The 12,159-nt window shown below is 70.4% G+C and carries 8 protein-coding genes and 1 other RNA gene; 6 read left to right on the top strand and 3 right to left on the bottom strand.

Annotation, left to right across the window (positions count from 1 at the left end; translation table 11 throughout):
• The first annotated feature begins 13 nt into the window (after nt 1-13).
• Nucleotides 14-414, top strand: an RNA gene (gene rnpB / locus AC5Y5E_RS28815) — RNase P RNA component class A.
• Between the two features lie 14 nt (nt 415-428).
• Here rnpB and AC5Y5E_RS28810 read toward each other — a convergent pair.
• The 3 genes from AC5Y5E_RS28810 to panB form a co-directional block, all read right to left on the bottom strand.
• Nucleotides 429-1,931 carry a CYTH and CHAD domain-containing protein gene (locus AC5Y5E_RS28810; protein ID WP_499907144.1) on the bottom strand — a complete coding sequence of 501 codons (1,503 nt, stop codon included), beginning with the start codon at nt 1,929-1,931 and terminating at the stop codon, nt 429-431.
• 73 nt (nt 1,932-2,004) lie between these two features.
• The gene (locus AC5Y5E_RS28805) at nt 2,005-3,168 is read right to left on the bottom strand and encodes a cellulase family glycosylhydrolase (protein WP_499907142.1); all 1,164 of its coding nucleotides are present in this window, start codon (nt 3,166-3,168) and stop codon (nt 2,005-2,007) included.
• Between the two features lie 172 nt (nt 3,169-3,340).
• On the bottom strand, nt 3,341-4,186 hold the full coding sequence (panB, locus tag AC5Y5E_RS28800; RefSeq protein WP_499881173.1) for a 3-methyl-2-oxobutanoate hydroxymethyltransferase: 846 nt from the start codon (nt 4,184-4,186) through the stop codon (nt 3,341-3,343).
• A gap of 132 nt (nt 4,187-4,318) precedes the next feature.
• Here panB and AC5Y5E_RS28795 point away from each other — a divergent pair, with 132 nt between their 5' ends.
• The 5 genes from AC5Y5E_RS28795 (at nt 4,319) to glnA (ending at nt 12,153) form a co-directional block, all read left to right on the top strand.
• Nucleotides 4,319-5,701: a WS/DGAT/MGAT family O-acyltransferase gene (locus AC5Y5E_RS28795; RefSeq protein ID WP_499907140.1), complete on the top strand. Its 1,383-nt coding sequence runs from the start codon at nt 4,319-4,321 to the stop codon at nt 5,699-5,701.
• A 51-nt stretch (nt 5,702-5,752) separates the two neighbouring features.
• Nucleotides 5,753-7,315 (top strand): alpha/beta hydrolase, encoded by a 1,563-nt coding sequence (locus tag AC5Y5E_RS28790; protein ID WP_499907238.1) that lies wholly within the window; start codon nt 5,753-5,755, stop codon nt 7,313-7,315.
• Nucleotides 7,316-7,399: 84 nt separating this feature from the next.
• On the top strand, nt 7,400-8,965 hold the full coding sequence (locus tag AC5Y5E_RS28785) for an alpha/beta hydrolase (RefSeq protein WP_499907236.1): 1,566 nt from the start codon (nt 7,400-7,402) through the stop codon (nt 8,963-8,965).
• Between the two features lie 107 nt (nt 8,966-9,072).
• Nucleotides 9,073-10,719 carry a PE family protein gene (locus AC5Y5E_RS28780; RefSeq protein WP_499907138.1) on the top strand — a complete coding sequence of 549 codons (1,647 nt, stop codon included), beginning with the start codon at nt 9,073-9,075 and terminating at the stop codon, nt 10,717-10,719.
• Between the two features lie 93 nt (nt 10,720-10,812).
• Nucleotides 10,813-12,153: a type I glutamate--ammonia ligase gene (glnA, locus tag AC5Y5E_RS28775; protein WP_499907136.1), complete on the top strand. Its 1,341-nt coding sequence runs from the start codon at nt 10,813-10,815 to the stop codon at nt 12,151-12,153.
• Nucleotides 12,154-12,159: the final 6 nt, after the last annotated feature.

Below are 12,159 nucleotides of genomic sequence, written 5' to 3'. Positions count from 1 at the left end.
GGACCGTCGCGGACGAGTTGGCCGGGCGGCCGCGGCTCGCATGTCGAGTCGAGGAAAGTCCGGACTTCACAGAGCAGGGTGATTGCTAACGGCAATCCGAGGTGACTCGCGGGAAAGTGCCACAGAAAACAGACCGCCACCCTCGCGGTGGTAAGGGTGAAACGGTGCGGTAAGAGCGCACCAGCATTCCGGGTGACCGGAGTGGCTAGGCAAACCCCACCCGAAGCAAGGCCAAGAAGGCCGCATCGAAAGGTGCGGCCGCGCAGGCGCTCGAGGGCTGCTCGCCCGAGCCTGCGGGTAGGCCGCTCGAGGCACCCGGCAACGGTGTGTCCAGATGGATGGTCGCCGCCCCGCCGCCGTTGCTCATGCCGCGGCGGCGGGGAACAGAATCCGGCTTACGGGCCAACTCGTCCGCCCACCGCCGGCGCTCAGCGCACCGCCTTGGCGAGTTTGCGCAGCGCGTCGTCGAGTTGCTGGCGGCAGCGCTCGGCGAGGTCGGCCTCCTGCTGGTACAGCAGCCCGTAGGTGAAGGTGTCCTCGCCGGCGGTGTGCGCGGCTTCGGCCTGGTGACCCAGGTGCTCGCGGCTGACCACGCTGTCCTGGTGATCGCCCAGCAGCGTCTGGATGACTTTCGCCTGCTCGGACACCTGGGTGGCGCCGGTGGCAGCCGCGGTGTATCGAAGCCGCTTGGCGCGCTTGCGAATTCGATGTAGCGCCAGGTCGTGTTCGTGCTCGTCGCCGGGTTCCACCTGCGCGGCGGCCTTGGCCGCCTTGCGGACCTTGCGGTAGGCGGCGTCGAGGGTTACCGGCGTTGGCTCCTCGCCCGGAACGGCCGCGGGAACTTCGGCCACCCACGCCTCGAGGGCGTCGAGCAACCGGAAGTACCGCTGCGAGCGCATCGCGATCAGCGACCGCCGCAGCCCGGTCTGGTAGCGGCGGCGCGCCCCCTCGACGAGGCGTTCGCGGATGTGTCCGCGCACGAGCTCGGGTGGCAGCTTGTCCAGTGCCCGCTGATAACGCTCGGCCAGCACCTCGGCGTCGCGTGCCGCGCCCAGCACATTGCCGAGCTCGCGGAGCTCGTCGAGGATCCACGCGTTCTCGGACAACGCGGACGCGTCACCGGAGTCGGCCATCAGGCTGCGGATCTTGCGGATGGTCACCCGCATCTGGTGCACGGCGTCGTAGGCGTCGGCCCGCACCGCCCGATCCCACACCAGCAGCTCGCCGACCTGTTCGGCCACCGCCCGATGCACCGGGTCGGCGGGCTCGGCCGCCCCGTCGGGACGCGCCGGCGTGCCGAGCACGCGGGCCAGCTTGGAGGCGTGGCCGGCGGGCGCGGCGCCAGCGTCCAGCAGCCGATTGCTCAACCGGCTCAGCAGCTCGGTATCGGCCGCGCCGTTGCCTTCGGCGAGCTCGAGTTCCCACTCGCGCCACTCCTGTTCGGCGGGCTGTGCGTCGGAGTCCCCGGCCGCCCACGCGGTGACGTGGTCGTTGCTGAACTCGGCCAGGGCCGCCCCGTCGGCGCCGTAGAGCACCTGGGTCTCGCGTTCGGTGCTGATGCGGGCGACGGGTCCCAGCGGGCGCTCACGGACGATGGCCAGCACCACGTCGCGCAACTCGCCCGGCACGGTGTCCGGCTCCGATGCGTCCAGTGGCGCGCGCACCTCGGTGCGAGCCTCCGGGCCCGATGGCAGCTTCAGGTGCCAGCCCGCATCGTGACCGCCGGTGCGGCGGCGCAGGGTGATTTTGTTGCGGGCCAGGTCCTGCGTCGGCGTGTCGAAGTACGTCGCGTCGAGCGATTCGACCGGCGACTTGTCCACGTGGGCGACGGCGGCGATGCCTTCGAACGACGGTGACACCGTGGACTCCACCACGTCGAACTTGCGCTCCACCTCCAGATGACGCGAGGTTTTCGGCGCTTTCACAGGCATTCTCGGCTCCATTGCGGCGGCGGATTGAGGCGGCGGGTGGGCAACCCATAGGGTGCCACATCGCTGTAAAGCGCTACCCGTTGAGATGCATCGCCCCGCCGGTCAGCTGACGAAACGTCTGGATTTCGCTGTCCTGAAACGGCCGCCCGTCGGGTTGCAACAGGTCGTGGAACCACACGTCCGGGATCGAGGCGTACGGGTGATCCCACGAGTCCCACGGAAAGTACGTCTGGGTCTTGCCCGCGACGAGCCCCCAATTGATCGCGCCGACCTTGTGGCGCTTGGCAATTGGCAGGATGTCCGCGACGGTGCTGCCCAGGGGCCGGGCCAGGTACTCGGTGCACAGAATCGGTCGGTCCTGGGAGGCGAGCTCGTTGATGCGGTTCTCGAAGTCCGCCGGCCCGCCATAGGAGTGGAAGGTGAGGACGTCGGAGTTGTTGAGCTGAATTCCGGCGATCGCGCTGGTGCTCCCCGCGTCGGGCCATTCGCCCTGCCACACGGCGCTCGTCAACGGCTGGGCGGGATCAACCGAGCGGGCCCACCCGAACACCTGCGGAAGCAGGTCGGCGACCAGCTGTTCTTTGTCCGGCCGCTCGACCGACGCATAGTGGTGCGAGGGATTGTCGGGCTCGTTCCACAGGTCCCAGCCCAAAACCCGGTCGTCGTTGCGGAATTGGGTCAGCACCCCGGTCACGTACGCGCGCATGGTGTCGAGGTAGCCGCGGTCGCCGAGGCGTTCGGCGCCCGGGCCCTGGACCCAGCCCGAGTTGTGGACGCCGGGCGTCGGGGCGCGCTGCGGGCCGACCTTCGGGAACGGGTCCCAGCAGGAGTCGAACAACACGAACAGCGGCTTGATGCCGCGGTCGGCCGCGATGGCGACGAACTGGGCGAGGCGGGCCTGGAACCCGTGCTGATCCTGGGTCCAGAGCTGGTCGTGCAGGAACACCCGCACCGCGTTGAATCCGGCGGAGCGGGCCCAGCCCAACTCGACATGGATGCGCAGCGGGTCGAAGGTGTCGGGCTGGAACATCTCCAGCTGGTTGATGGCGTTCGACGTGACGTAGTTGGCGCCGACGAGCCAGCCCTGCGCCCGGTACCAGCGGTCGGCGCGCTCGGGTGACCACCGGCTCGCTTCCGGCGGGCCGGGGGACGGTTGTGCGGCGGCGCGAGGCACTCGCGCCAGGGTAGCGCCTCCTGCCAGTAGCAGCGGCAACTTCAAGACCGTTCGGCGGTGCACGAAGCCACCACAAGTGCCGATGTGTTCAACCCCCCGCCACGGAGTCACGATTGTTTACAGAAGAAATCGTACTCCCTGTCACGCAACGGATTTCAGCAAAAACTTGTCTGGACAGAGTCGACTCTTCAACCGGGGAAAAGGCCCGGGCGCGGGCCTTCCGGCTAAGCGGTGTCTAGAAGCAGTGCTCCTCGGCGGGGAAGGAGCCTTCGGCCACTTCTTGAGCGTATTGCGTTGCGGCCTTTCGCAATTCGGCGCCGATGTCGGCGAACCGCTTGACGAAGCGCGCGGGCTTGCCGCCGCTCAGGCCGGCCATGTCCTGCCAGACCAGGACCTGGGCGTCGCAGTTGGGCCCGGCCCCGATGCCGATGGTCGGGATGGTGAGCTTGCCGGTGATCTGGGTGGCCAGCTCGGCGGGCACCATCTCCATCACGACGGAGAACGCTCCGGCCTCGGCGACGGCGATGGCGTCGTGCACGGTCTGTTCCGAGGCGTCGCCGCGGCCCTGCACCCGGAAGCCGCCGAGGCTGTTCACGCTTTGCGGCGTGAAGCCGATGTGCGCCATCACCGGGATGCCCGCGGCGGTCAGGCAGGCGATCTGGTCGGCCACCCGCTCGCCGCCCTCGAGCTTGACGGCGTGCGCGCCGCCCTCCTTCATGAACCGGGTGGCGGCGGCCAGCGCGGCGGCCGGGCCGGCCTCGTAGCTGCCGAACGGCAGGTCGGCCACGACCATCGCGTGCTCGGCGCCGCGCGCCACACCGCGCACCAGCGGGATGAGCTCGTCGATCGAGACGGGCACTGTGGTGTCGTAGCCGTAGACGACGTTGGCGGCCGAGTCGCCGACCAGCAGCACCGGGATGCCGGCGTCGTCGAAGATCCGGGCGGTCGAGTAGTCGTAGGCCGTGAGCATGGCCCACTTGTGGCCTTCGGCCTTCATTTTCTGCAGGTGGTGGGTGCGGATGCGGGTCGGCGGCTTGGCGGACGCAGGCGGGTTTGCACCGTAAGGGTTCTGCTCAGACATCATTGTCCCTGGTAGTGGTCGGATCGATCCTCGTGGCCATTGCGGTCCCCGGGTTCGCTGACTCCCGCCATTCTGCCATCTCCGGTGCGCGGTCGCACCGCCCGTGTGGTGTGAGACATACCATTGGCGCCCATGCAGCGGCTCAGCGGTCTCGACGCCAGTTTCCTGTACCTCGAGACCCCCACACAGCCCATGCATGTTTGCTCGATCATCGAGGTGGACACCTCGACGATGCCGGGCGGCTACACCTTCGACCGGCTGCGCGACGCGCTGACGCTGCGCCTGAAGGCGATGCCGCAGTTCCGCGAGAAGCTCGCCGACAGCGCGCTGAACCTCGATCACCCGGTTTGGGTGGAGGACCAGAGCTTCGACGTGGACCGCCACCTGCACCGCATCGGGTTGCCGCCGCCCGGCGGCCGCAGCGAGTTGTCGGAGATCTGCGGGCACATCGCATCGCTGCAGCTGGACCGGAGCCGGCCGCTGTGGGAGATGTGGGTCATCGAGGGGGTGGCGGGCGCCGATTCCGATCGGCTGGCGGTGATGACCAAGGTGCACCACTGCGGGGTGGACGGGGTGACGGGCGCGAACCTGATGTCGCAGCTGTGTGCCACCGAGGCCGACGCGCCCGCGCCGGATCCGGTGGACGGCGTCGGCGGCGGCAGCGGGTGGCAGATCGCCGCGGGCGGGCTGGTCCGGTTCGCCGGCCGGCCGCTGCGGCTGGCCAACGTGCTGCCCCAGACCGCGTCGTCGGTGGTCGCGACGGTGCGCAAGGCCGTCGAGGGCCAGGCGATGGCGCGTCCGTTCGCCGCGCCGCGGACCGCCTTCAACGCCTCCATCACCGGCCGCCGCAACATCGCGTATGCGCAGCTGGACCTCGAGGACGTCAAGCGCGTGAAGAACCACTTCGGCGTCAAGGTCAACGACGTGGTGATGGCCCTGGTGTCCGGGGTGCTGCGCCAGTACCTGGCCGAGCGCGACGCGCTGCCCGACTCGTCGCTGGTGGCGTCGGTGCCGGTGTCGGTGCGCGGAAAGTCGGATCGCCCAGGGCGCAACCAGGTTTCGGCCATGTTCTCCAGCCTGCACACCGAGATCGCCGAGCCGGGCGAGCGGCTGGCGGCCATCGCCGAGGCGAATTCCCTTGCCAAGGAGCACAGTTCGGCCATCGGCGCCTCACTGCTGCAGGACTGGACGCAGTTCGCCGCGCCGGCGGTGTTCGGCATCGCGATGCGGCTGTACGCCCGGACCCGGCTGACCGAGAGCATGCCGGTGCACAACCTGGTGGTCTCCAACGTCCCGGGCCCCCAGGAGCCGCTGTACTTCCTGGGCTGCGAGGTCAAGGCGATGTATCCGCTGGGGCCGATCTTCCACGGCTCGGGGCTCAACATCACCGTGATGTCGCTGAACGGCACGTTGGACGTCGGGCTGATCTCGTGCCCCGAGTTGCTGCCGGACCTGTGGGAGATGGCCGACGACTTCGCGGTGGCGATGGAAGAACTGCTCGCGGCCGCCGGATAGTTCGCCGCTGGAGGCGCTCATCAGAATCTCAGGTTGGCTCTGGCAGCATATGTGGGCATGGGGTTGTCTCGCCGCGACAAGGTCGCGCGCACGCTGCTGATCTGGACGGCGATCGCGGCCGTGGCGATGCTGCTCGCCGGCTGCCTCCGCGTGGTCAACGGGCGCGCCGTCATGGCGGGGCCCAAGCTGGGCCAAGCGGTCGAATGGACACCGTGCCGCTCGTCCAACCCCAAGGCCAAGATCCCCAGCGGCGCCATGTGCGGCAGGCTGGCCGTGCCCGTCGACTACAACCACCTCGACGGCGACGTCGCCACCCTGGCGATGGTCCGGTTCCCGGCGACGGGCGACAAGATCGGCTCGCTGGTGATCAATCCCGGCGGCCCCGGCGAGTCCGGCATCGATGCCGCGCTGAGCGTCGTCCAGACGTTGCCGAAGCGGATCCGCGAACGCTTCGATCTGGTCGGCTTCGACCCCCGTGGGGTCGGGTCGTCGCGGCCGGCCATCTGGTGCAACTCCGACGCCGACAACGACCGGCTGCGCACCGAGCCGAACGTCGACTACAGCCCGGCCGGCGTCGCGCACATGGAGGACGAGACCAAGGAGTTCGTCGGCCGCTGCGTCGACAAGATGGGCAAGGACTTTTTGGCGAATGTGGGGACGGTCAATGTCGCCCGCGATCTGGACGCCATCCGCGCGGCGCTGGGCGACGACAAGCTGACCTACCTCGGCTACTCGTACGGCACGCGGATCGGCTCGGCCTACGCGGAGGCCTACCCGACGAAGGTGCGGGCGATGATCCTCGACGGCGCCGTCGACCCGAACGCGGACCAGATCGAGGCGGATCTGCGCCAGGCCAAGGGATTTGAGGATGCGTTCAACGACTTCGCCACCGACTGCGCCAAGCAGCCGACCTGCCCGCTGGGCACCGACCCGGCCAAGGCCGTCACCGTCTACCACAGCCTGGTCGACCCGATGGTGGACCCGAACAACACGATGGTCGGCCGGCCGATACCCACCAAGGACCCGCGCGGGTTGAGCTATGCCGACGCGATCGTGGGCACCATCATGGCGCTGTACTCGCCGTCGCTGTGGCACCACCTGACCGACGGCCTGTCCGAGCTGGTCGACCACCGCGGCGACACCATGCTGGCGCTGGCCGACATGTACATGCGCCGCGACCCGCACGGCCACTACAGCAACGCCACCGACGCCCGCGTCGCGATCAATTGCGTTGACCAGCCGCCGATTACGGACCGCGCCAAGGTGATCGACGAGGACCGCCGGTCCCGCGAGGTCGCCCCGTTCATGAGCTACGGGCAGTTCACCGGGGACGCCCCGCTGGGCACCTGCGCGTTCTGGCCCGTGCCGCCGACCAGCAAGCCGCACGCGATCACGGCGCCCGGCCTGGCGCCGACGGTGGTGGTGTCGACCACCCACGACCCGGCAACGCCCTACAAGGCCGGCGTCGACTTGGCGCAGGAGCTGCGCGGCTCGCTGCTGACCTTCGACGGGACGCAGCACACGGTGGTCTTCCAGGGCGACAGCTGCATCGACGACTACGTGACGGAGTACCTGATCGGCGGCGACACGCCGCCGAGCGGCGCCAAGTGCTAGGCCCGTCGGAGTAGCGGCGGCGCGCCGACGCGAGATCAACCCGTGACCGTTTCGCGGCCCGCCGGGAATACGCGGCTGCAAACATTGACAGCCATGTCGCGCCTGAGAACGCTGAGCTCGGCGCTGCTGTCGTTCGGGATTTTCGTTGTGGGACAACCGGTGCTGCCGGTGGCGGGCGCGACCCCGGAACCGGGTGCGGGCCAGACCCCGGCCCCGGCTCCGCCGGCCGCCGCGGCGCGTCCGCAGAACTGGGGCGGCTGCAGCCAATTCCTGACCGACACCAGCGACGTCCCCACCGCCCAGTGCACCACCGTGTCGGTCCCGGTCGACTACGCCAATCCGGGTGGCGCGCAGGCCAAGCTGGCGGTGATCCGGGTGCCCGCGACGGGCCGCCGGATGGGATCGCTGTTGATCAACCCGGGCGGGCCGGGCGGGTCCGCGGTCGACATGGTCGCCGGCATGGCGTCGGACCTGGAAAACAGCGACATCACCCGAAACTTCGACCTGGTCGGGTTCGACCCTCGAGGGGTAGGCCACTCGACCCCGCAGTTGCGCTGCCGCAGCGACGCCGACTTCGACGCGTTCCGGCGCGAACCGATGGTCGACTACAGCCCGGGCGGCGTGGCACACATCGAGCAGCTCAACCAGCACCTGGCCCAGCAATGCGCCAGCCGGATGGGCAACGCGTTCCTGGCGAACGCGGGGACCGCGTCCGTCGCGCACGACATGGACATGGTCCGCCAGGCGCTGGGCGACGATCAGATCAACTACCTCGGCTACAGCTACGGCACCGAGCTGGGCACCGCCTACCTCGAGGCGTTCGGTGAGCACGTGCGCGCGATGGTGCTCGACGGCGCCATCGACCCGACGGTGGACCCGGTCACCGAGAACATCAACCAAATGGCCGGATTCCAAACGGCTTTCAACGACTACGCCACCGACTGCGCCCGCTCGGCCGGCTGCCCGCTGGGCACCGATCCGGCTCAGTTCGTCAACCGCTACCACGCCCTGGTCGACCCGCTGGTCGCCAAGCCGGGCCGGACGTCGGACCCGCGCGGGCTGAGCTACGCCGACGCGACCACCGGCACCATCAACGCGCTTTACACCCCGGCGCACTGGAAGTACCTGACCAGTGGCCTGCTCGGGCTGGCGCGCGGCACCGACGCCGGCGACCTGCTGCTGCTGGCCGACGACTACGAGGGCCGGGACAAGAACGGCCACTACAGCAACGACCAGGACGCGTTCAACGCGGTGCGGTGCGTCGACGCGCCGACGCCGACCGACTCGGCGACGTGGGTCGCCGCCGATCAGAAGATGCGCCAGGTCGCCCCGTTCCTGAGCTACGGGCAGTTCACCGGCAACGCCCCCCGCGACCTGTGCGCGCTGTGGCCGGTGCCCGCCACCTCCAGGCCGCACGCCGCGGCGCCCGTCGCGCCCGGAAAGGCCGTCGTCGTCTCCACGACGCACGACCCCGCCACCCCGTACCAGGCCGGTGTGAACCTGGCCCGGCAGCTCGGGGCCCCGCTGATCACCTACGACGGCACCCAGCACACCGCCGTGTTCAACGGCGACCAATGCGTGGACACCGCGGTGGTGCGCTACTTCGTGGCGGGCGCGCTGCCGCCCGCGTCGCTGCGGTGCCGGTCCTGACCTAAACCGCGCCTTTGCCCTCGGGCCTCCTGCTACGTTGCAGGCACCTGACGGGTGGAGGACCGCCGGGCTAGTGACGACCGGGGCTAGCTGGTAGGTGGACCGACATGTCGTTTCTCATCGCGGCGCCGGAGCTGATGGCGGCGGCCGCGTCGGATTTGGCCGGTATCGGGTCGACCCTCGGTGCGGCCCGCGCGGCGGCGATCTCGACGACCGGGGTGCTGGCCGCGGGCGAAGACGAGGTGTCCGCGGCCATCGCCGCGATGTTCTCCGCCCACGGCCAGCAGTTCCAGGGACTTGGTGCGCAGGCGGCCGTGTTTCACGACCAGTTCGTGCAGGCTCTGCGGGCGGCGGCCGGGGGCTATACGGCGGCCGAGGCGGCGAATTCTTCGCCGCTGCAAACCGTTTGGCAAGACGTGCGGGGGGCGATCAACGCGCCCACGCAATTGCTGCTGGGGACCCCGCTGATCGGCAACGGCAGCAATGGTGCGCCGGGGACCGGGCAGCCCGGCGGGCCGGGCGGGCTGTTGTGGGGCAACGGCGGCAATGGCGGGTCCGGCCTGCCGGGGCAGGCCGGCGGCCGAGGCGGTAACGCCGGACTGCTCGGCAACGGCGGCCAGGGCGGGACCGGCGGGGCCGGTGCAACCGGCGGCGTCGGGGGAGCGGGTGGCACCGGCGGCGTCCTCTTCGGCAATGGCGGTGTCGGCGGCACCGGGGGGGCCGGCACCGCGGGCGGCGGCGTTGGTGGCGCCGGCGGGCTCGGCGGCGCGGGCATCGGTCTGCTGAGCCTGGGCGGGACCGGCGGTGTGGGCGGGGCCGGCGGAGCCGGTGCGGCGGGCACAGCCAGCGCGATCAACGGCGGAGACGGCGGGGCCGGTGGCGTGGGCGGTGCCGGCGGCGCAGGCTCGGGCCTGTTCGGTGAAGGTGGCACCGGCGGCGCCGGTGGCGATGGCGGCCCCGGCGGCGCTACCACCTTCAGCGGCGGCGTCGGGGGAACCGGCGGCGCCGGCGGCAACGGCGGAATCGGCTTAAACGGCGGCCACGGCGGCAACGGCGGCGCCGGCGGCCAAGGCGTCCTCACCACCGCCAGTGGTGCCATCGCCGGCGGTGGCGGCGGCGGCGGTGGCGCCGGAGGCAGCGGCCAGCTGGGCGGCTTGTTCGTCACGGGCGGCACCGGCGGCACCGCCGGAGCCGGCGGCCCCGGCGGCGGCGCTGAACTGATCGATCCCAGCCTCAGCCTCGACCTGACCAGCAGCGGCGGCGCCGGAGGCCAGGGGGGCGGCTCGAACTTGCTGATCACCGGCGGTACCGGCGGCGGCGGTGGTGGCGGCGCCGCCGTCAACGTCGGTGCCACCACGATCATCGGCGGCAATGGCGGCAACGGAGCGGGTCCCGGCGTCTTCGTCCTCAACGGCGGCGGCGGCGCCACGGTCACCGGGACCACGGCCTCCTCCGTGGAAGTCGCCGGCGGCGGTGGCGGCGGGGGTGGCATCGGTCTCGGCGGCGTCGGCGGCAGCGGCGGCGCCGGTGGCGGCGTCGGCGGTGGCACCGGCGGCACGGGCGGCAGCGGCGGTATCGGGGCCGGCGGCGGCAACGGCAATCCCGGCACCGGTAGTGGCGGCGGCACGGCCGGCGCCGGCGGCGTCGGCGACGTCCTCAGCGGCGGTGGTGGCGGTGGCGGTGGCGGCAGCGCCGCCGTCATGGGGACGGGCACCGGGACCGCCACCGGCGGCCGCGGCGGCACGGGCCTGTAGCCCGACCCAGTTCGGCGGCCGATCGGCGCAACGGCACAGGTTAAAAGCACCTCGGTAACACAAAATTAACAGCCGTTGCCTACTGTTCGAGTTATGGATCGACAGAAGGAATTCGTCCTCCGCACCCTGGAGGAGCGGGACATCCGCTTCGTTCGGCTCTGGTTCACCGATGTGCTGGGCTACCTCAAGTCCGTCGCCATCGCCCCGGCAGAACTCGAGGGCGCCTTCGAGGAGGGCATCGGCTTCGACGGCTCCTCGATCGAGGGGTTCGCGCGCGTCTCCGAATCCGACACCGTCGCCAACCCGGACCCGTCGACCTTCCAGGTGCTGCCCTGGGCCACGTCGTCCGGCCACCATCACTCCGCGCGGATGTTCTGCGACATCACCATGCCCGACGGCTCGCCGTCCTGGGCGGACCCGCGGCACGTGCTGCGCCGCCAGCTGCAGAAGGCCAACGACCTGGGCTTTTCCTGCTACGTGCACCCCGAGATCGAATTCTTCCTGCTGAAGCCCGGCCCCGACGACGGGTCGAGTCCCGTCCCCGTCGACAGCGCCGGCTATTTCGACCAGGCGGTGCACGACTCCGCGTCCAACTTCCGCCGCGACGCCATCGAAGCCCTGGAATTCATGGGGATTTCGGTCGAGTTCAGCCATCACGAGGGCGCGCCCGGCCAGCAGGAGATCGACCTGCGCTTCGCCGACGCGCTGTCGATGGCCGACAACGTGATGACGTTCCGCTACGTCATCAAGGAGGTCGCGATCGAAAACGGCGCGCGGGCGTCGTTCATGCCCAAGCCGTTCGCGGAACACCCCGGCTCGGCCATGCACACCCACATGAGCCTGTTCGAGGGCGACGTCAACGCCTTCCACAGCACCGACGACCCGCTGCAGCTCTCGGACGTGGGCAAGTCGTTCATCGCCGGGATCATCGAGCACGCCTCGGAGATCAGCGCTGTCACCAACCAATGGGTCAACTCCTACAAGCGGCTGGTGCAGGGCGGCGAGGCGCCCACCAACGCGTCGTGGGGCGCGGCCAACCGGTCGGCGCTGGTGCGGGTGCCCATGTACACGCCGCACAAGACGTCGTCGCGGCGGATCGAGGTGCGCAGCCCCGACTCGGCGTGCAACCCGTACCTGGCGTTCGCGGTGCTGCTGGCCGCCGGGTTGCGCGGGGTGGAGAAGGGCTACGTGCTGGGTCCGCAGGCCGAGGACAACGTGTGGGACCTGACGCCCGAGGAACGCCTCGCGATGGGCTACCGCGAGCTGCCCACCAGCCTCGACGCCGCGCTTCGCGCCATGGAGGCCTCCGAGCTGGTCGCGGAAACCTTGGGGGAGCACGTGTTTGACTTCTTCCTGCGCAACAAGCGCGCGGAATGGGCGAATTACCGCAGCCACGTCACGCCCTACGAGCTGCGCACCTACCTGTCGCTCTAGGCGGGC

It is taken from the genome of Mycobacterium sp. NGS54 (assembly GCF_059812465.1).
This window is presented reverse-complemented; position numbering and strand designations above follow the sequence as displayed.

Bases quoted from the DNA above. Each gene is read 5' to 3' on its own strand.
- AC5Y5E_RS28810 (WP_499907144.1), bottom strand. From the start codon at position 1,931: ATGCCTGTGAAAGCGCCGAAAACCTCGCGTCATCTGGAGGTGGAGCGC.
- panB (WP_499881173.1), bottom strand. From the start codon at position 4,186: ATGTCTGAGCAGAACCCTTACGGTGCAAACCCGCCTGCGTCCGCCAAG.
- AC5Y5E_RS28795 (WP_499907140.1), top strand. From the start codon at position 4,319: ATGCAGCGGCTCAGCGGTCTCGACGCCAGTTTCCTGTACCTCGAGACC.
- AC5Y5E_RS28780 (WP_499907138.1), top strand. From the start codon at position 9,073: ATGTCGTTTCTCATCGCGGCGCCGGAGCTGATGGCGGCGGCCGCGTCG.
- glnA (WP_499907136.1), top strand. From the start codon at position 10,813: ATGGATCGACAGAAGGAATTCGTCCTCCGCACCCTGGAGGAGCGGGAC.